The 18,433-nt window shown below is 60.2% G+C and carries 18 protein-coding genes; 15 read left to right on the top strand and 3 right to left on the bottom strand.

Annotation, left to right across the window (positions count from 1 at the left end; genetic code table 11):
- Positions 1-89: 89 nt before the first annotated feature.
- Positions 90-1,388 carry a GGDEF domain-containing protein gene (locus Q9316_RS12385; protein ID WP_306031917.1) on the bottom strand — a complete coding sequence of 433 codons (1,299 nt, stop codon included), beginning with the start codon at positions 1,386-1,388 and terminating at the stop codon, positions 90-92.
- 306 nt (positions 1,389-1,694) lie between these two features.
- Here Q9316_RS12385 and ccoN point away from each other — a divergent pair, with 306 nt between their 5' ends.
- The 11 genes from ccoN (at position 1,695) to istB (ending at position 11,575) form a co-directional block, all read left to right on the top strand.
- Positions 1,695-3,353 carry a cytochrome-c oxidase, cbb3-type subunit I gene (ccoN, locus tag Q9316_RS12390; RefSeq protein ID WP_306031918.1) on the top strand — a complete coding sequence of 553 codons (1,659 nt, stop codon included), beginning with the start codon at positions 1,695-1,697 and terminating at the stop codon, positions 3,351-3,353.
- Positions 3,354-3,356: 3 nt separating this feature from the next.
- On the top strand, positions 3,357-4,109 hold the full coding sequence (ccoO, locus tag Q9316_RS12395) for a cytochrome-c oxidase, cbb3-type subunit II (protein WP_306031919.1): 753 nt from the start codon (positions 3,357-3,359) through the stop codon (positions 4,107-4,109).
- A 9-nt stretch (positions 4,110-4,118) separates the two neighbouring features.
- On the top strand, positions 4,119-4,289 hold the full coding sequence (locus Q9316_RS12400; protein WP_117371767.1) for a CcoQ/FixQ family Cbb3-type cytochrome c oxidase assembly chaperone: 171 nt from the start codon (positions 4,119-4,121) through the stop codon (positions 4,287-4,289).
- Positions 4,280-5,161: a cytochrome-c oxidase, cbb3-type subunit III gene (gene ccoP / locus Q9316_RS12405; protein WP_306031921.1), complete on the top strand. Its 882-nt coding sequence runs from the start codon at positions 4,280-4,282 to the stop codon at positions 5,159-5,161. Before Q9316_RS12400 ends, ccoP begins: the two co-directional genes overlap by 10 nt.
- Positions 5,162-5,359 (top strand): hypothetical protein, encoded by a 198-nt coding sequence (locus Q9316_RS12410; RefSeq protein WP_306031922.1) that lies wholly within the window; start codon positions 5,162-5,164, stop codon positions 5,357-5,359. It abuts the gene before it with no gap.
- A gap of 15 nt (positions 5,360-5,374) precedes the next feature.
- A complete protein-coding gene (locus Q9316_RS12415) occupies positions 5,375-6,181 on the top strand; it encodes a DUF2189 domain-containing protein (protein ID WP_306031923.1) in 807 nt (268 codons plus the stop codon).
- 5 nt (positions 6,182-6,186) lie between these two features.
- Entirely contained in the window at positions 6,187-8,427 is a 2,241-nt protein-coding gene (locus tag Q9316_RS12420; protein ID WP_371877910.1) for a heavy metal translocating P-type ATPase, read from the top strand.
- The gene (gene ccoS / locus Q9316_RS12425; protein ID WP_306031925.1) at positions 8,424-8,627 is read left to right on the top strand and encodes a cbb3-type cytochrome oxidase assembly protein CcoS; all 204 of its coding nucleotides are present in this window, start codon (positions 8,424-8,426) and stop codon (positions 8,625-8,627) included. Before Q9316_RS12420 ends, ccoS begins: the two co-directional genes overlap by 4 nt.
- Positions 8,617-8,886 carry a hypothetical protein gene (locus Q9316_RS12430; RefSeq protein WP_306031926.1) on the top strand — a complete coding sequence of 90 codons (270 nt, stop codon included), beginning with the start codon at positions 8,617-8,619 and terminating at the stop codon, positions 8,884-8,886. Before ccoS ends, Q9316_RS12430 begins: the two co-directional genes overlap by 11 nt.
- 437 nt (positions 8,887-9,323) lie before the next feature.
- Positions 9,324-10,820: an IS21 family transposase gene (istA, locus tag Q9316_RS12435; protein ID WP_431522392.1), complete on the top strand. Its 1,497-nt coding sequence runs from the start codon at positions 9,324-9,326 to the stop codon at positions 10,818-10,820.
- A complete protein-coding gene (gene istB, locus Q9316_RS12440) occupies positions 10,817-11,575 on the top strand; it encodes an IS21-like element helper ATPase IstB (RefSeq protein WP_242218626.1) in 759 nt (252 codons plus the stop codon). The genes istA and istB overlap by 4 nt, the downstream gene beginning before the upstream one ends.
- Positions 11,576-11,925: 350 nt before the next feature.
- Here the strand turns inward: istB and Q9316_RS12445 are convergent, their stop codons facing one another.
- The gene (locus Q9316_RS12445; protein ID WP_306031927.1) at positions 11,926-13,782 is read right to left on the bottom strand and encodes a flagellin N-terminal helical domain-containing protein; all 1,857 of its coding nucleotides are present in this window, start codon (positions 13,780-13,782) and stop codon (positions 11,926-11,928) included.
- 1,062 nt (positions 13,783-14,844) lie between these two features.
- Between Q9316_RS12445 and Q9316_RS12450 the strand changes: the two genes are divergently transcribed.
- The 4 genes from Q9316_RS12450 to Q9316_RS25675 all read left to right on the top strand — a co-directional run bounded on the left by Q9316_RS12450 (position 14,845) and on the right by Q9316_RS25675 (position 17,034).
- Positions 14,845-15,051 carry a hypothetical protein gene (locus tag Q9316_RS12450; protein ID WP_306031928.1) on the top strand — a complete coding sequence of 69 codons (207 nt, stop codon included), beginning with the start codon at positions 14,845-14,847 and terminating at the stop codon, positions 15,049-15,051.
- Entirely contained in the window at positions 15,038-16,078 is a 1,041-nt protein-coding gene (locus Q9316_RS12455) for a tyrosine-type recombinase/integrase (protein WP_306031929.1), read from the top strand. Before Q9316_RS12450 ends, Q9316_RS12455 begins: the two co-directional genes overlap by 14 nt.
- Before the next feature lie 517 nt (positions 16,079-16,595).
- Complete coding sequence (locus Q9316_RS12460) at positions 16,596-16,772, top strand: hypothetical protein (RefSeq protein WP_306031930.1); 177 nt, start codon at positions 16,596-16,598, stop codon at positions 16,770-16,772.
- Entirely contained in the window at positions 16,750-17,034 is a 285-nt protein-coding gene (locus tag Q9316_RS25675; RefSeq protein ID WP_371877911.1) for a DUF982 domain-containing protein, read from the top strand. The genes Q9316_RS12460 and Q9316_RS25675 overlap by 23 nt, the downstream gene beginning before the upstream one ends.
- 545 nt (positions 17,035-17,579) lie before the next feature.
- Here the strand turns inward: Q9316_RS25675 and Q9316_RS12465 are convergent.
- Entirely contained in the window at positions 17,580-17,900 is a 321-nt protein-coding gene (locus Q9316_RS12465; RefSeq protein WP_306031931.1) for a hypothetical protein, read from the bottom strand.
- Between the last annotated feature and the right edge of the window lie 533 nt (positions 17,901-18,433).

Genomic DNA, 18,433 nt, shown 5'->3' on the forward strand with positions numbered 1-18,433 from the left:
TTTGGACGGCCGAGCCCACGTTTCGAGATGCCTTTTTGGGCACGAGATGGCCGCGCTCGAGGATATGCGGTCCCCGTCCAATAGATTTATTAAGCTCGCGCTGTTCTTTCCCGCATCGTCTGGAAACAACATCGGTCTTTTCCTTTAGCCTTTGCTTCATAGAGTAATTTGTCCGCCGCGCCTAGCAGTTGATCTAAGTCTGTCGTTGCCTTCGCCCATACTCCTCCGACACTCGCCCGAACATCTACGCTACCCTGAACGATTCCAACCGGCGCCCGCATCTTGGCCACCACACGCTCGGCGACTGCTTTCCCGGTGTCTTCCGTTCCTGCGACGACGAGGAGGAATTCATCTCCGCCGGTGCGACAAACAAGATCGGCACCTCTGACGCACGACAACAGTCTTCTCGCCGTCTCGACAAGAACCGAATCTCCCGCAGCATGACCGTGGATGTCGTTCACCGGCTTGAAGCCGTCGAGATCGACTGCAAGGACCGAATATCCCTTGGGAGCGATGAGCTTGGAGAAGCTGGCGCTCAATCCGCGCCTGTTAAGCAACCCTGTCAGCGCGTCTCGCCGGGACGTATGCTCGAGGTCGGTGAAACGATTGTGCTCGTCGGTGAAGTCGATCGCCATTCCGACAATTCTGAGCGGCTTCCCTTCAGCATCACGAAGCAGCCGACGGTCACATCTCATCCACCGTTCTCCCACTATCGTTTCCAGCCTATACTCGGCGACGGCTTGATCGACCTCCCCCGCAAGGAGCGGGGTAAGGTCGGCGGTCGCACCGTCATCGACGTTGACCCGTTTCAGATAGTTCTCAAGATCCATGCGAGCCGCAGCGGGACCGGCGATAAACTGCGCCAGCCTGTCCGAGGTCTCGAATTGCCGCGAACCAACGTCCATGTACCAGAAGCCGCCACGGACAGCTTCCATCGCAAGTTCCAGCTGCGCCGCACGCTCGGCAAGCCGCCGCTCGTATTCCTTGTGATCCGTAATGTTCTGGATTTGCGAAATCAGCCTGATGACTTCACCTGCCTCGTCGCGCATCGCAGCAATATGAATGAGAACGTGAACCACAGCGCCGTCCGGCCGAATGTAGCGCTTTTCGATCGAATACCCATCCCTTGTTCCCGCGAGCACATCCTGGAAAAGCGCGAGATCGGCTTCCAGGTCGTCGGGATGAGTAAAATCCGCGAATGCCATCCCCGTCACTTCCACGAGCGGCCGGCCCACGAGTTCGGCGAATGCGGCATTTCCCCGGATAATGCGCCCACGGATATCGACCAGCGCAATCCCGATTGGGGCATGGTCGAATGCAAAATCGAACAACGCCATCCTGACTTCCGGACTTTCAGATTGAAGCTGCAACTCGTTGTTTTTGGTCATCGCACCTCAAGCCACATAATCTCGCGCACGCCTGCGACTAGTAACGCGTGGATATGGGGCGCGTTCGAGTACAAGCAAGGTAAAACGCCCACCTTGGTACAAGGCTCATTGTAGGCGGGGCGAGTGTGCTTGGGCCGCAGCATTCTAAGTCCCGGAAAAATCCCAGCTCAGAATTGCGATTCGTCAAATTCAACAGGATTTTGTGTGTCCTTTGATTTTTTCGCGCCCATCGCCCTTGAATTCGGGACGTCGTGTTCAAGTTCCCTCCGCAGGAGTGCTGACCAACCACACGGGGAGACGTCGACGATGGGGCAACTCACGACGGGGGAGCGGGATTTCGGTGCGATCATCCTGATCGTCCTTGCGATCATCGGCATCGCGATGGCCGCCGCAGGACGCTCGGATGTGCTCGGCATTCACGGCGCGATGGTCCTTCTCTACAGCCTCGCTCTGCTTTTTGTTCTCCTCTCGGGTGCCTTCGGAACGCCGCCCAGCCCCGCCCGCCTCACCCGCTACTATGACGATCCGATCAAGATCGGCGTCGGGCTGACACTGTTCTGGGCGATCTTCGGCATGTTCATCGGCGTATGGGCCGCCGCGCAGCTCGCCTGGCCAAGCCTCAACTTCGATACGTCTTGGGCGAGCTTCGGCCGCATCCGCCCGGCACATACGTCCGGCGTCATTTTTGGGTTCGGCGGCAATGCGCTAATCACCACCTCGTTCCACGTGGTGCAGCGCACCTCGCGCGCCCGGCTGGCCGACCAGCTTTCGCCTTGGATCGTGCTGTTCGGCTTCAACCTCTTCTGTCTCATCGCGATTTCCGGCTATTTCCTCGGCGTCACCCAGTCCAAGGAATATGCCGAGGCGGAATGGTACGCCGATATTTGGCTCGTCATCGTCTGGGTGACCTATTTCGTGCTCTACGTGCGCACGCTTGCCCGGCGCAAAGAGCCGCATATCTATGTAGCCAACTGGTACTACATGGCCTTCATCCTCGTCGTGGCCATCCTGCACATCGTCAACAACCTCGCGGTTCCCCTCTCCTTTGCCCACGCCAAGAGTTACACGATCTGGGCGGGCGTACAGGATTCCATGGTGCAATGGTGGTACGGGCATAACGCCGTCGCCTTCTTCCTCACCGCCGGCTTCCTGGCCATGCTCTACTACTACCTGCCCAAGCGCGCCGAGCGGCCGATCTTCTCCTACCGGCTGTCGATCCTCAGCTTCTGGGGCATTACCTTCTTCTATATGTGGGCGGGCTCTCACCACCTGCACTACACCGCCCTGCCCCACTGGGTACAGAATCTCGGAATGACCTTTTCCGTAATGTTGCTTGTGCCCTCTTGGGCATCCGCAGGCAACGCGCTGCTCACCCTCAACGGGGCCTGGCACAAGGTGCGCGACGACGCGACGTTGCGCTTCATCATGATGGCGGCGTTCTTCTACGGGCTGTCGACCTTCGAAGGCTCGTTCCTCGCGATCCGCCCTGTCAACGCGCTCTCTCACTATACGGATTGGACGGTGGGCCACGTCCATGCCGGCGCGCTCGGCTGGGTCGCGATGATCACCTTCGGCTCGCTCTATACGCTGGTGCCGGCGATCTGGAAGCGCGAGCGGATGTATTCGGCGGTTCTGGTCGAGGTGCACTTCTGGCTCGCGCTGGCCGGGACACTCATCTACGTCTTCGCGATGTGGAATTCCGGAATCATCCAGGGCCTCATGTGGCGCACCTATTCCCCTGACAACACGCTCGTCTATTCCTTCGTGGATACGCTGCTGGCAATGTATCCCTACTATATCGCGCGCGCTTTCGGCGGCCTTCTCTTCCTCATCGGAGCGATGGTCGCGGCCTACAACATCTGGATGACCGTGCGTAGCCCCGTCACCGCCGTGCTTCCCCTCGATGAGGATCTGCCCGTCGACGAGCGGCCGATCGGTGGCGCAACCCCCACGCCTGCGGAGTAGCCGATGCCGGAACTGATGCACAGGAAACTGGAACGCTCCGCAACGGGCTTCATGCTGGCCATCATCGCCGCCGCCAGTGTCGGCGGCATCGTCGAGATCGCCCCGCTCTTCACCATCGACGATACGGTCGAGACCGTTTCCGACATGCGGCTCTATACGCCGCTGGAACTGGCCGGGCGGGACATCTATGTGCGCGAGGGCTGTTACGCCTGCCATTCGCAGATGATCCGCACCCTGCGCGACGAGGTGGAGCGGTACGGCCCCTATTCGCTGGCTGTCGAATCCCAGTACGATCATCCGATGCTGTGGGGGTCGAAGCGCACCGGCCCGGATCTTGCCCGCATCGGCGGCAAATATTCGGATTTCTGGCATGTCGCCCATCTGAACAATCCGCGCGACGTGGTGCCGGAATCCAACATGCCCTCCTACCGCTGGCTGGGAACGACCCCGCTGAAGCTTGCCGATCTGCCGCTTGCGCTTCGCGCGCAGCGCGCCGTCGGCGTGCCCTATACCGACGAGATGATCGAGAACGCCGCGCGCGACGCCTATGGCCAGGCCATACCCGACAGCGAGCAGTCGTCGGGCGTGACGGAGCGATACGGCGAGGCGACGCAGGTCTCGGCCTTCGACGGCGTGACGACCAACGTGACGGAGATGGACGCGCTCGTCGCCTATCTCCAGGTGCTCGGCCAGCTCACCCGCGCGGCGTACGAGAACACCGCCGCGCCCGAACAGATGCCCGATCCGGACAATTGAGGTGACGAGATGGCGTTGACCCATGAGACACTGCTCGAAGGCTCGAAGATGTGGGGCCTGTTCTACCTGATCGGTTTTTCGATCTGTGTGCTGATCTACACCTTCCTGCCCTCCAACCGGGAGCGCTTCGAGCGGGCGGAGCGGGAGATTTTCGACGAGGACGATGGCCCATGGAAGTGAAAGAGGTCGATCCCGTCAGCGGCCGCAAGACGACGGGCCATATCTGGAACGGCATCCGGGAACTCGACACGCCCATTCCGCGCGGCGTGCTGCTCTTCCTGATCGTCACGCACATCTTTGCCGTGCTCTGGTGGGTACTGATGCCCACCTGGCCGCTCGGCAGAACCTACACCAAGGGCGTGCTCGGCGAGAACCAGAAGACCACCGTCGAGGCGTCGATCAAGGAGGGAGCAGGCGCGCGGGCGTCCTGGACCTCACGCATCGAGAACCTGTCGTACGACGAGGTCCGCGCCGACGAGCGGCTGATGGAGACGGTACGCGCCAACGGCCACCAGCTCTTCGGCGACAATTGCGCCGCCTGCCACGGCCGCGACGGCAAGGGCCGCGAGAACTATCCCGACCTCACCGACGACGACTGGATCTGGGGCGGCGGGCCGGAGGCGATCGCGCAGACGCTGACGGTGGGCGTCAATTCCCGCCATGCGGAAAGCCGCGTCGGGCAGATGCCGGCCTTCGGGCGCGACGAGATGCTCGATGCCACGCAAGTGTTGGACGTCGCCACCTATGTCAGCTCGCTGAGCGACCCCGCCATTTCCACCGCCGAGAACGTCGAGCAGATCGACCGCGGACGCGAGGTCTTCCAGACGACGTGCATTGCCTGCCACGGCGAGGATGCCAAGGGCAATCCGGAGCTGGGCGCGCCCAACCTCACGGACAACAGGTGGATCTATGGCGGTAGCCTGCAGCGCATCATCGCGACCATCCACGGCGGCCGGCAGGGCCATATGCCGACCTGGGACGAGCGGCTGGCGCCGGTCGAGATCAAGGTCCTGGCGCTCTATGTCGACGACCTCGGAAAGAGGACGCCGTAGATGACGAATGCCGCGCCCGCCCGCACACGACGGTTTCACCTCCTATGGCTTTTGACAGCGGCGGCGGTGGCCGTATTCGTGGGCGCCAATGCTCATCTCGTCTACGTCGCCGTCTCAAGCGAGCCGGGCTGCGTGGCGCATCTGAAGGACAAGAGCGGAACGCCGGGCGGATATCGCGCGGCCAAGTCCGCATGCTGACGGGGAGACGGTGAGATGGTCGCAAGGCAGCAGACACCCGAACTCGTATCCGAGGTTTCGGATATCGAGGAAACGCGCAACGAACGCTGGAAGCGCCACCTTTCCGCGCGGGCGCCCGTGCAGTGGCTCGCCAGCGGCTGGCGCGACCTGTGGAGGAACCCCGTGCCGAGCCTCCTCTACGGTCTCGCAGTCTTCCTCGCCTCGATCGTGTTCATCGTCTACATGTTCGATACCGGACGGGACTATTTCTTGTTCCCGGCACTGGCGGGCTTCCTGATCGTCGGTCCGCTGGTCGCTGCCGGCCTCTATCTCAAGAGCCGCGATCTGGAGGCCGGGGTGCGGCCGACGCTGCGCTCCATGCTCGCCGTGCAGCCCATGGCAGGCGCGCAGGTTTTTTTCACCGGCATGCTGCTGGCCATGCTGATGCTCCTGTGGATGCGCGCGGCCGTTCTGGTCTATGCCCTGTTCTTCGGCGTCCGCCCCTTTCCTGGGCTCGACCACATCGCCGAGATGCTCTTCACCACCCCGAGCGGTTGGGCGATGCTCGTCGTCGGCAGCCTGATCGGCGCGCTCTTTGCCGGCTTCGCCTTCGCCGTCAGCGTCTTCTCCATTCCCATGCTGCTCGACCGGCGCGTCGACGCCTTGACCGCAATGGGCGTCAGCACGGCGCTGGTGTGGAACAACCTCTCCCCGATGCTGGCCTGGGGCGCCATCGTGCTCGGTCTGTTCCTCCTTTCGGTCGCGACCGGGCTTCTCGGCCTGATCGTGGTCTTTCCTTGGCTCGGGCACGCCACCTGGCACGCCTATAAAGAGATGCGGTAGCGGCCATGTCCTGCTGCTCCGCCGAGATCGGACTGGGTGTGCCGCCCTGGCGGGCCAGTGTTTCGGCAGAGGAACTGGCGATGGCCAGCCGGGACATCGGCGGCGGGAGGCGGCAGAGCGTGCTTTCGGTACCCGCCATGCACTGCGCCGCCTGCATCGGCGCGGTGGAGTCCGCCCTTGCCAGGGTGCCGGGCGTCGAGCGGGCACGCGCCAACCTCTCGCTACGCCGAGTCACCATCGACTGGAAACAGGATGGAAGCGCGGCCCCCGACATTGTCGGCGCACTCGCCGCCATCGGCTATGACGCCAACCTCCCGGCAACCGAGATCGATGGCGAGGACCCTGCCCTTGCCGGCCTCGTGCGCGCGCTTGCCGTCGCCGGCTTTTGCTCCATGAACATCATGCTGCTTTCCGTCTCAGTCTGGTCGGGTGCGGATGGGGCGACGCGCCAGACATTTCACGTCGTTTCTGCATTGCTTGCGTTGCCGGCGGTGTTCTACGCGGGCGCGGGCTTCTACCGTTCGGCCTGGCGGGCGCTCAGCCATGGCCGCACCAACATGGACGTGCCGATCTCCGTCGGGATTCTGCTCACGTTCGCGCTCAGCCTCTACGATACCGCCACGAACGCCCCGCACGCCTATTTCGAGGCCGCCACGTCGCTGATCTTCGTCCTCCTCGTTGGCCGGGTTCTGGACCATGCCATGCGCGGCAAGGCACGCTCGGCGGTCGCCGCCCTGACGCGACTGATCCCGCGCGGGGCGAGCGTGCTGCGGAGCGACGGCACGCGCGACTATGTGGACTTAAGCGAGGTCGAGGCCGGCATGCGCCTCGGCATCGCCGCGGGCGAGCGCATACCGGCGGATGGCGTCGTGGAGGAAGGCCGCGCCGAGCTTGACGCCGCTCTCGTCACTGGCGAGAGCCTGTGGCGGCGCGCCAACGCGGGCGAGGCCGTGCGCGCAGGGGAACTCAACATCGGCAACCCCTTCGTGCTGCGCACCACCGCCGCGCCGGCAAACTCGACAGTCGCAGAAATGAGTCGGATGATCACGGCCGCCGAAGACGGCCGCTCGCGCTACCAGCGGCTCGCCGACCGCGCGGCCGGCCTCTACGCCCCCGTCGTCCACAGCCTCGCTGCCGTCGCCTTCATGACCTGGTTCCTGGCGACCGGCAATGTGCACACCGCGCTCACCATCGCCATCACCGTCCTCATTATCACCTGCCCCTGCGCGCTGGGGCTCGCCGTTCCCATGGTACAGGTCGTGCTGGCCCGTCGTCTCTTCGAGCGCGGCGTCATGACGGGCGATGGCTCCGCCTTCGAGCGCCTGAGCGAGATCGACACCGTGGTCTTCGACAAGACCGGGACATTGACAACGGGAACGCCCCGCCTGTTCGCCCCGGCCGGAATCGCGCCGGAAGCGCTCAGGCTTGCCAGCGCGCTGGCTGGTGCTTCCGCTCATCCGATAGCGAGGGCGATCGCTGCCGCAAGCCCCGCGGCCAGCTTACCCGTCTTCACGGATCTGCGGGAAGAGCGGGCAATGGGAATGGAAGGGAGGCTTGGAGCCGATCTCTATCGGCTGGGCCGGCCGGAATGGGCGCTGGCAGCCTCCGGCGGAGCGGCAATGACGGTACTCGCGAAAAACGGCGAGGCGCTTGCCTATTTCACATTCGGCGAGCACGTCCGCCGCGGGGCGCGTGATCTCGTCGCCACGCTGAAAACCCGTGGCATCGATATCGTCCTGCTCTCCGGCGATTGCCCGCAAGCCGTCGAGAGCGTCGCCACTTCGCTCGGCATCGACGACAGGCGCGCCCGGCTCCTGCCCCGCGACAAGGTGCATGCGATAAAGGACTTGCAGCAGCGTGGACGCCGGGTGCTGATGGTCGGCGACGGCATCAACGATGCGCCTGCGCTACGTGCCGCCGATGCATCCATGGCCCCCGCCTCGGCCAGTGATATCGGACGCAGCGCCGCCGATTTCGTGTTTCTCGGTGACGACCTGCGTGTGGTGACGGATATTTTCGACACCGTGGAAAAGGCGTCGGTCCTCATAAGGCAGAATTTCGCACTCGCGGTGCTGTACAACCTCGTCAGCCTGCCGATTGCTTTCCTGGGGTATGCGACGCCGCTGATCGCGGCCGTCGCGATGTCCTCATCCTCGCTCATCGTCGTTGCCAATGCGCTACGCCTCACGCGGAAGGCCAGCGCCGGAAGCAGCACTGTGGAAACCATTGTGGAGGCGAAGGCATGACAGCCATCGGCCTCCTCGTCCCGCTTTCGATCATCATGGGCATCGCCGGCCTCCTGGCCTTCCTATGGTCTCTGCGCGCCCGGCAATATGAAGACCTCGACGGCGCTGCCGCAAGAATTCTGCTCGAAAATGACGAGGACGCGCCGGTCGTCGACCGGCAGCGCAACTTGGCCGGAGAAGGAGACTCAGATGGTCGATGACGAACCTCAACGCTATGAACAGATCGACCACCACCGCGTTGTGGTCGATCCCTCGGATGCCGTGACGGGTCTCGGCTTTGTGCTGGGGCTGGTAGGCGCGGCAGTCGGCGTCGTGGCCGCGATCGTGATGGCGCCACAGCTTGAGGCCTTGACGATCCTCTACTGTCTTATCGGGGGCCTTGCCGGCGGATCCGCCGGCGTGGTCACAGGCGGGATGATCGGGGCGGTCTTCTCGGTCGCCCGCGGGAAGCCGCATTGAGATGTTCAATCATGCCTCCCCTGATCAGATTCATGATCTCTCGTCTGCTCATCGGTTTCTTGATCGGTGGCCTCGGCGCTATTTCTTTGAATGCCGGGCAGTGTCGGCAGTCCAACGACGTGTCTGGCAGGGGCGTTACTCTTCTATGGATTTGGTTCGACTTCCGCGTTTGGCTATCTCGCTGCCGCGCGCACTGGAAACCATCGATTGCTGTTAGTGCGGGCCTCGCATATCGGAACATTGGACAAAATCTGGCTCGCCATCAGTCCCTAAAACTACCGCCAGCGCGACAAAACTCTAATTTGGCCGCACGGTTGAGAGCGGCGGTGCAAAAGTCGGCCACGGTAGCGGCGGCATAATGCTGCTGCGGGCGGAGTAAAATCCGGCCACCTATCTTCCTTCTGCAATGATCGCAGGAGGGACAGGGGATCTACACCGTGGAACTATATCTGAAGGTTCGTCTGGCTGTTTCGGAAGGGATGACGCAGCGTCAGGCGGCGAAGCATTTCAACATATCGCGCGACAGCGTGGCGAAGATGGTGTCGTATTCGACGCCACCCGGTTACCAGCGGCGATCACCGATCCGGCGTCCGAAGCTGGATGCGTTTGTTTCGACGATCGAGCATTGGCTCGACGAGGACCTGAAGGTGCCGCGCAAGCAGCGGCATACGGCCAGGCGGGTATTTGACCGCCTGCGCGACGAGTGCGGGTTCACCGGCGGCTACACGATCATCAAGGACTACATGCGCGAGCGGGATCAGCGCCGGCAGGAAGTGTTCGTGCCACTTGCCCATCCGCCGGGCCACGCGCAGGCCGATTTCGGCGAGGCGATGGTGGTGATCGGCGGTGTGGAACAGAAGGCCCGCTTCTTCGTGCTGGATCTTCCGCATAGTGATGGCTGCTATGTTCGGGCCTATCCGGCGGCGGTGGCCGAGGCCTGGGTGGACGGTCACATCCATGGATTTGCCTTCTTCGGGGGCGTGCCGCAGTCGATCGTCTACGACAACGACCGTTGCCTGGTCGCAAAGATCCTGCCCGACGGTACACGCAAGCGGGCGGTGTTGTTCAGCGGCTTCCTGTCCCACTACCTGATCCGGGATCGCTATGGGCGGCCGGGAAAGGGCAATGACAAAGGGAATGTCGAGGGCCTTGTGGGCTACGCCCGGCGCAACTTCATGGTGCCGATCCCGCAGTTTGCGACATGGGATGCGTTCAACGCCTTTCTGGAGGAGCAGTGCCGCAAACGCCAGCGCGACAGGCTGCGCGGCGAGAGCGAGACGATCGGCGAGCGCCTGCAGCGGGATCTGGCGGCCATGCGTCCATTGCCGACATCACCCTTCGATGCCTGCGATCAGGCCAGCACCAGCGTAACGGCCCAGTCCCTGGTGCGCTACAAGACCAACGACTATTCCGTGCCGGTCGCCTACGGTCATCAGGACGTCTGGGTGCGGGGCTATGTCGACGAGGTGGTGATCGGCTGCCGTGGCGAGATCATTGCTCGCCATCCGCGGTGCTGGGATCGGGAAGACGTCGTCTTCGACCCTATCCACTACCTGCCGCTGATCGAGCAGAAGATCAATTCCCTGGATCAGGCCGCCCCTCTGCAAGGCTGGGACCTGCCGGAAGAGTTCGCTACGCTGCGCCGGCTGATGGAAGGCCGCATGGCCAAGCATGGTCGGCGGGAATACGTTCAGGTTCTGCGCCTGCTGGAGAGCTTCGAGCTCGCCGACCTGCATGCGGCGGTGAAGCAGGCAATCCAGCTCGGCGCAATCGGATTCGATGCGGTCAAGCATCTGATCCTGTGCCGGGTCGAGCGACGGCCACCTCGACTGGACCTGGCGATCTATCCCTACCTGCCGAGGGCGACGGTCGAGAAGACCTCGGCGAAAGCCTACATGCGGCTTTTGTCGTCTGATGCGGGAGAAGCGGCATGAGCACCGAAGCACCCGAGATACTGCTTGCCCACTATCTCAAGACCCTGAAGCTGCCGACCTTCCAGCGCGAGTATCAGAAGCTGGCCCGGTTATGCGCCACCGAGGGCGTCGACCACATCGACTACCTGTTCCGGCTTGCCGAACGGGAGATGATCGAACGCGATCGCCGCAAGGTCGAACGCCGGATCAAGGCGGCCAAATTCCCTGTCGTCAAAAGCCTCGACAGCTTCGACTTCACAGCCATCCCCAAGCTGAACAAGATGCAAGTGCTGGAGCTGGCACGTTGCGAGTGGATCGACCGCCGCGAGAACGTGATCGCTCTCGGCCCCAGCGGCACGGGCAAGACGCATGTCGCACTCGGCCTCGGACTGGCGGCCTGCCAGAAGGGGCTGTCCGTCGGCTTCACCACGGCCGCCGCCCTGGTCAGTGAGATGATGGAGGCGCGTGACGAGCGGCGTCTGCTCCGTTTCCAAAAGCAGATGGCAGCCTACAAGCTGCTGATCATCGATGAGCTGGGCTTCGTGCCGCTGTCCAAGACCGGCGCGGAATTGTTGTTCGAGTTGATCTCCCAGCGTTACGAGCGCGGTGCGACCATGATCACCAGCAATCTGCCTTTCGACGAATGGACGGAAACCCTGGGGTCCGAGCGTCTGACCGGCGCCCTGCTCGATCGCATCACCCACCACGTCAACATCCTCGAGATGAACGGCGACAGCTACCGTCTCGCCCAAAGCCGCGCCCGAAAGGCCGGCTGACGCCTTCTCTGAAAATCGCCGCGCGCGCCTGAGACCCCCGCTCGGGCTACGCCCTCCCGGCGGTCTCAGGCGCGCGCCAAGGTGGCCGACTTTTGCTCCGCCCCGTGGCCGGTTTTTACTCCGCCGTTGACACACCAGTACGTCGAGAGGGATGTACTTTGAAACGACGGACCCTGCCATGACCTGAGAGTTGTCGCCTGTCGAACATCCGGGAGGCCCTTTCGTTCATCAACGAGCTCAAGGCCATGTCGAACCACACGATACCCTTAGCACCTGGCAAACAGAGCCAAAACGTTCGTTAGCGAAAGCCACTATGGACGGCTGCGCGACACGTTCCTGGATGAAACAATCTACCGAAACAGCTGCAACATATGCTCTGTATTCGAGTTCGCTATCGACAGGAGTTGAGTGGCGAGTTGCTGCTGGGTCTGAATAGCTTTCATGCGGAGCGACGCTTCGTTCATATCGGCATCGACGAGGCGGCCAACACCCTTGTCCAATGTTGCCATCATTCTTGCTGCAAACTCAGCTTGCATATCGATCCGCTTGTGAAGGGCGCCAAGTGATGTGGCACCATCTGTTACCCTTCCGGCGACGACATCCATATAGTCGATGTAAGTGGCAATCATATCTGGGTTTTGCTCCACATCGATTTCAAGAAAGTTGAGGGTGGGCAAAGGCTCTATGCTGACCCGTATGTTGTCGAATTCCAGACGCGTTCCACTTCCCCAAGCTCGATCGACAGAAGGGTCCGACTTAATCAAAACTGCGGAGGGTGATTTCGCCTCGATGATAAGGTCTGGCCAGTCCTCATCAAGCAAACTCTTCAGAAGTGTAGCCATTTCGTCGGAGGTTTCGACTTTGCCGGTTTCTTTGCCAAGAATGTCGTTCACATAACTCCGATTGAAGGAATAGGCTTTAGGAGCGGCGTTATTAACGCCGAAAGCAAAACTAATCTCTACCCCGTCGACGTTGTCGCCATCTTCATGGACAATAAACTCCTTAAACGCCAGGTTCATGCCAGAGCCGCGACGTCCGAAATCAGAAGCTTCCCTCAACCCTCCCGTGCTGATGCCAACACTGGTGAGGTTGGCAATCTCAACGTAGGATCCATCCCCGTGATGTTGCAGCGTCTGAATCGACATCCGTTCGGGGTCGTGGATCCAGTTCTGAGAACCCGGCGGCGACTCAATTCGGCTCGTTGCCGAGACGTATGCGCCATGTGGGTGAAGCTTATAGCTGAGGAGGCCGGCAAACTCCGTATTTGTCGTGATTTTGCCACCAAGCTCAGGTCTCCAAGCGTCAACATCCGCCTTGGTAATGGTAATTGAGGCAGTATATCCCGCATAGAAAGGTCCAGGCAAATCCTGCAATTCACCTGACAATCCGGGCTCACTATCGGGATTGGACGCTTCCCTATCCAGGATGATATCAAAGCTGATCTCGGCGCCTGGCGAAGTAAAATCAAGTGTCGATCCTACTGGAAATGCGTCAAGGGCGAAGCTGCCAGAGCTCCCCGTCGTGCCCATAGGGATCATCCAGCCTGCTCCCTCGCTCCCATTGTATGCAGTCGAATCGGTCACGATCGGACGGGTAGGAGTGAAGCCTCGGATGCCGCCGATCGTTTTCGAATCGCGTGCGTCTGCCTGTAGCAATCCGCCGCCCGCGCTATTGAAAAGCGAAACTTCGGAACGATGGAAGTCGATGGTCTCGACTGCTACACCGCTGGAAGGAGTTCGAACAAAGGAGGCTACGAGGGCGGTTCGGTTCAGATCATTATCGTAGATATTGGGAATGTTAGTATTTAGCCAGTTTTCGCCACTAAAGCTTGAGGACATCGAGACGTCCAGCACCTGTTGCTTTAGTTGCTCCAGCTCGGCCTGGACCTTTGACTTATCGACGCCACCTTCCGCCGCCAGAACGAGCTTTCCACTAAATTCCGAGAGAATGTCAATCACGGATGAGAGTCCTGAATAAGCTACATCGACCTTTGCGGCACCGAGTCCGAGCGCGTCAGAAACCGCTGATATCGCCATGCGATCAGAGCGCATCGTCGTAGAAATCGACCAATATGCGGCATTGTCGACAGCATTTTGGACTCGTTTCCCAGACGAGATTTGCGCTTGCATGTGCTGGAGATCTGCGGTGACTGTGCGCAGCGTCTGGAGCGCAGAAATTGCGCTCGCATTTGTGTGAATGCTCGTCATATTAGCTCGTCTTGAAATTGTAATTCTGCTCTTCATGAGCTATGGCTGGTTGTCCTCACTACAATCTCGATAGGGTTAACGCCAAGTTAACATGCGTGCTAGATTTGGTAGAACCCGCTGCCTGGGCCCCGGAGAACAATCTCCTAACTTTTGAACGAAGGCTCCTTTGGAAGTTAATGGGACAGAGATTTTCGCGCCGTATACGCGAGCTGTCTTCCAGGATAGCCCAGCGATAATTCGGGCGAGCGCCGATCACATCCGCGTCGCTCACACCTCCGACACCGTCTTCGTCTTCGGCATCATGCGCGTGGTTACGGCCATATCGTGGAATCCACGCGCCGGCACGCCTTGGGTGGCCAGCCGTCGCTCTAGGCTAGCGTTTTCGTCTATTCTCCTGATCGTTCCGGCTATTCACTCGGCGTCACTTAATCGAAGAAAGACGCCGAGTCGGCCGTACGAGAGCATCGCCATCTGCAGCGAAAAAGCACATCACCAAACACGTCTTCCTTCTCGGTGCGACATATCGGCCAGACGGCGACCGATTTTTGCCCGTGTAGCATATTCAAGTCCCGTCCCAATCTGCCTTGTCAAATTGCCACTGTCGGTGGGACAAACGCGCGGCATCACCGTCATTTGAGTTTTTCTTGACCATGAAGCATACTTCGTCATTGGCAATGTTTTCCGGTGAGAAGTTCGCAATGAAAGCCTACACAAGCCGTCATCGGGGGTCGGCCAACCACGACGGCTTAGCTACGAATTTCGCGTCCGCGGCCCGAAGTAATTTAGCTGGTTCTTCGACAACGACCGGCTGCACAAGGCATCGTATTGCTGCATTTCAGCCTCCACGAAGTGGGCGCATTTTATCAGCTACGATCTTCACGGCTGAACGCCATGCGCCTGCAACCAACAGGTCAATGTGGATTAAAATACCGTTCAGGCGCAAATCCATGCGGAGCTACAAAGCGCTGCCTGGGAACGAGGCCCCTGCATATCAGCGATGCGCCTGCTTTTGTGGCCATCGATCATATGTTGAAGCAATACTAGCGTAGCGAAAGGCAACACATGCCCGCAACAATTCCATTTAAGCGCTCAGAAATGAAGCGACTGGCCGAATTCGCGAAGCGTGAAGGTGTGCGCGCCGAGATCGAAGTCAATGGTTTCGTCTTCCGCGTGGCGCCAGACTTCAACCCTGTTAGGGTTGCCGTTACAGAGGAATCCGACCTTGATCATGCGCTTGCGGAGTTCGATAGAAAGCATGGTTACAGCTGAGCACAAAGGCGTCCACGTCGTGAAGGCGAAGGGCAAAACGTATACCTATGCGTGGCGCGGGGGGCCTCGTATCTTCGCGGCGCTTGGCACGCCTGCGTTTCAGAAGGCATATGCCGAAGCGGTGGAGAGAATCCGCTTGCCCGATGAGAGTAGCTTTTCAGCGCTGATTACCTTCTACAAGCGCAGCGACGACTACAAGAAGCTTGCTGACAGTACGAAGAAAAACTGGTCTCGCTGGCTCGACCGGGTCGATGAACACTTCGGTTGTCTGCGGATCAAAAACTTTGACCGACCCGACCAGATCCGGCCCCGCATCCGAAAGTGGCGTGCCAACTATGCTGCCACTCCCCGCACGGCCGACTACGGCATGCAGGTTCTCTCGCGCGTTTTGTCCTACGCAGTTGACCCGCTCGCGAAGGTCAGCATGAACCCGTGCGAAGGCATTAAACGTCTCTGCTCTTCCAACCGGGCGGCGATTATCTGGGAGGCGTCCGAGATGCAGAGTATGCTCGCCTATTGCTCTGCCGAGGCAAACTTCGCCATCCGCCTCGCTGCTCTGACGGGTCTGCGCGCGGGCGATCTCTTCCGGCTAGCATGGTCGCACGTCGGCGAGAACACGATCAGGATGACGACGGGTAAGAGCCGACACCAACGAGAGGTTGTAATTCCCCTCTATCGGGAACTCAGCGATTTGCTCGACGAAATCCCCATACGATCGCCGATCGTGCTCACCAACAGTCGAAAACGGCAGTGGACGGTTAATGGCTTTGCATCCGTTTTCAACAAGGCGAAGAAGAACGCGAAGCTTGAGCGCAATCTTCACTTCCATGATCTTCGCGGCACGGCAGCGACGAAGCTCTACAATGCCGGCCTCGACAAGCGTATCATCGCGGAGATCCTAGGGTGGAAAGAAGAGAACGTCGACAGGATTATCCGCCGATACGTTGGCAGAAATGCCGCAACTGAAGCGTTGATTTGGAAGCTCGACACGGCCGCTGTAAGTACAGCGAGTGCAAACCTACTGTAGAACAGCATGATAAATGGTCTGCTTAAATGGAGCGCAGAGCGCTGGCCAAATAGCTGGAGCGGATAGCGGGATTCAAATCCGTGCGTTCAGCCAACGGGGATCCATACGGCGTGTTCTTGACCCGAGTGCCGATGTCGAGCAGGTTCGGTGGCGACAAGGAAGGCCAGGTCGCCGTTGCGAAGCGCAAGGGCCAAGCGATCGAGAATGCACTGATGAGGAAGGGGTGCGCCGGATAGGGTGCAGGCTGACATCCTCTCGCGGGGTTCTGGTTCAGCGGCTCAGTCAAGTATATCGGCCTCTTCGATGACGATGAGAAGGAGAGGCTGATGAACGCTTGCGGGCGACTATGAAAGAGTATGCGGGGGACGAATGACAACCCGAATAGACCGGCGCAATTGCCTTCGCCGCCTGTGCGCCCATATCTCATAATGTCTGCACTTTGACGCAGGCCGGAAGCCGCGAAGCGTTCCGCACGTCCTGCCGAGCGGCTTCCGTTATGATCGTTTCGGGAGGTGGAATGATGGACCTGGCGCAAGAGATTGAAGACGCGTTGGACCGCTTTGCCCTGGAGCAAGAAATTACCCGCGAGGAAGTGCTTGCGGTCATCGCCCGGGACTGGTTGATCGGACAAGGATATCTCCGCGCCGACGATGATGAGGAGCATGCTAGCGATGAAGCGCGGCCAGTGGAGTGAGCCTGTCACGTTCGAGACGCAGCGACATGGCCAGTATCGCACGATCGCCAGCGCTGAGGAGGCTGCCGGCGTCCTGATAGGACAATGGCCGCGGGAAGACGGGAAGGCTTTACGGAAAGCCTGCAAAGCTTGTCTGGATGCTCTTGAAGGGCTTGGCGACGCTGAGACCGCGAGAAGGGCTTTTTTGAGAGCCGCAGACGAGGCGAAAGTGTACACCTGCGACCGAGACGAGATGCCTACTGTGCGCCCAGGCGAAGATTAATCAGGGATCCCGCCGATTTGCTATGTTGGCTTCGTCGGCGGCTACTTGCACGCGTGCTGCGTGGTCAGCTATGGAGCTTTTCCCCCCAGTTTCGAGAGGATTTAAGTTTAGACCTTCGAAGCACGCGCGGCTTGTGAACGGCAAGTCCAAGGCGGGGTGCAGCTCTCGCGGGTGAAGAAATATGGCTCGAAGGTCGTACGGGATATGGCCTCGGCTAGAACCTAGTGTTGAATTGACCCGCAGTGCGTCTCGTGTGGAAATCGCTCACCGGAAACGGTCCAGGTCGCTGCCCCCTCATGCCCCGCCCCATGCGGCGGCCTGCCTTTACCGGGTCGTCGATTTCCATCGGAACGGGAACAGAGGCATCGCGGATTTTGCGAATGGAGGACGCAAATGCCGAGATTCCACTTCAGCATACGTGAGGGCGACAAGGTCGAATTCGATTCGGAGAGACCTGAATTGTCATCGCAAGGAGAAGCGGTCGCTGACGCACGCAAAGCTGCGCGGGTTGCGAGCTCCCCGGCAAACCGCCTCCCGCAACAAGCCTAATTCCATCTATCAGATTCGCGACTACGCTCGTCCATCGCCCGGCGCATGGCTTCCTCTCGATCGCACTCGTACTTTTCCATATGATAGCGGATGAGCGATTGGCGTCTGCTTTCCTCCATCATGGCAAAAACATTCCGGAACCGGCTCTCGGTTGGTGATTTTGAAACGGGCGCTGCCCTGGCTCGGAAGAGCTCGTTGAGCGCGAAGTGAATAGCCCATCCAGCCGCAAGCGCTGCGACGGTTGCAATTACCCAATCCCCCGGGGTAATTTGCCCGAGAGGCTTTGTTGTGATTTCGATGATCGATCCAGCTTCCATCACCCCTCCGTTCTCTAACCCAGAACAGCATTGCATGATCGTCTACTCGCATTGGTAACATTCAGCGTTGGGCGAACCCTGAAGGAAACGGCAGGCATTTTATCAATTGCCGCCGGCATGTGGATCGGGCGCGCATTGTCGTACGGGTTGCAAATCGCAGTAGTGCCTTGAGGGGATGCCGTGACATAAAAAAGCCAACGCTTTCGCACACCGAAACGCGATGCGGTCTCTGCGAAGGCGGCACTGGGCATGTGGGCCGTCTAACCACATCTTCACAGCATTATCGGCGGAGGTAAGTACGCTCGGATGGGTTGCGGATCGAAAGAGGCGGACGATGCGCTGGATTTGCTGAACTGGCAGCATATCGCGAGGCGGAAGCGAACAACGCATGGACTGAGGCTCGGCCTCAGGACGACGAGCATTAGCGCGTTGCGTCTATCGCGATGCGGCGGAGCCGAGAATTTGATAAGCTTGTCCAGACGGGAACAACTCATGGTCGCTTTTATTGCGTCGCAGCCGGTCATCCGTCTCGA

The sequence above is a fragment of the Shinella zoogloeoides genome (assembly GCF_030733845.1).
GTDB classification, from domain to species: Bacteria; Pseudomonadota; Alphaproteobacteria; order Rhizobiales; family Rhizobiaceae; genus Shinella; species Shinella zoogloeoides_C.

Bases quoted from the DNA above. Each gene is read 5' to 3' on its own strand.
- Q9316_RS12385 (WP_306031917.1), bottom strand. From the start codon at position 1,388: ATGACCAAAAACAACGAGTTGCAGCTTCAATCTGAAAGTCCGGAAGTC.
- ccoN (WP_306031918.1), top strand. From the start codon at position 1,695: ATGGGGCAACTCACGACGGGGGAGCGGGATTTCGGTGCGATCATCCTG.
- ccoO (WP_306031919.1), top strand. From the start codon at position 3,357: ATGCCGGAACTGATGCACAGGAAACTGGAACGCTCCGCAACGGGCTTC.
- Q9316_RS12400 (WP_117371767.1), top strand. From the start codon at position 4,119: ATGGCGTTGACCCATGAGACACTGCTCGAAGGCTCGAAGATGTGGGGC.
- ccoP (WP_306031921.1), top strand. From the start codon at position 4,280: ATGGAAGTGAAAGAGGTCGATCCCGTCAGCGGCCGCAAGACGACGGGC.
- Q9316_RS12410 (WP_306031922.1), top strand. From the start codon at position 5,162: ATGACGAATGCCGCGCCCGCCCGCACACGACGGTTTCACCTCCTATGG.
- Q9316_RS12415 (WP_306031923.1), top strand. From the start codon at position 5,375: ATGGTCGCAAGGCAGCAGACACCCGAACTCGTATCCGAGGTTTCGGAT.
- Q9316_RS12420 (WP_371877910.1), top strand. From the start codon at position 6,187: ATGTCCTGCTGCTCCGCCGAGATCGGACTGGGTGTGCCGCCCTGGCGG.
- ccoS (WP_306031925.1), top strand. From the start codon at position 8,424: ATGACAGCCATCGGCCTCCTCGTCCCGCTTTCGATCATCATGGGCATC.
- Q9316_RS12430 (WP_306031926.1), top strand. From the start codon at position 8,617: ATGGTCGATGACGAACCTCAACGCTATGAACAGATCGACCACCACCGC.
- istB (WP_242218626.1), top strand. From the start codon at position 10,817: ATGAGCACCGAAGCACCCGAGATACTGCTTGCCCACTATCTCAAGACC.
- Q9316_RS12445 (WP_306031927.1), bottom strand. From the start codon at position 13,782: ATGACGAGCATTCACACAAATGCGAGCGCAATTTCTGCGCTCCAGACG.
- Q9316_RS12450 (WP_306031928.1), top strand. From the start codon at position 14,845: ATGCCCGCAACAATTCCATTTAAGCGCTCAGAAATGAAGCGACTGGCC.
- Q9316_RS12455 (WP_306031929.1), top strand. From the start codon at position 15,038: ATGGTTACAGCTGAGCACAAAGGCGTCCACGTCGTGAAGGCGAAGGGC.
- Q9316_RS12460 (WP_306031930.1), top strand. From the start codon at position 16,596: ATGATGGACCTGGCGCAAGAGATTGAAGACGCGTTGGACCGCTTTGCC.
- Q9316_RS25675 (WP_371877911.1), top strand. From the start codon at position 16,750: ATGAAGCGCGGCCAGTGGAGTGAGCCTGTCACGTTCGAGACGCAGCGA.
- Q9316_RS12465 (WP_306031931.1), bottom strand. From the start codon at position 17,900: ATGGAAGCTGGATCGATCATCGAAATCACAACAAAGCCTCTCGGGCAA.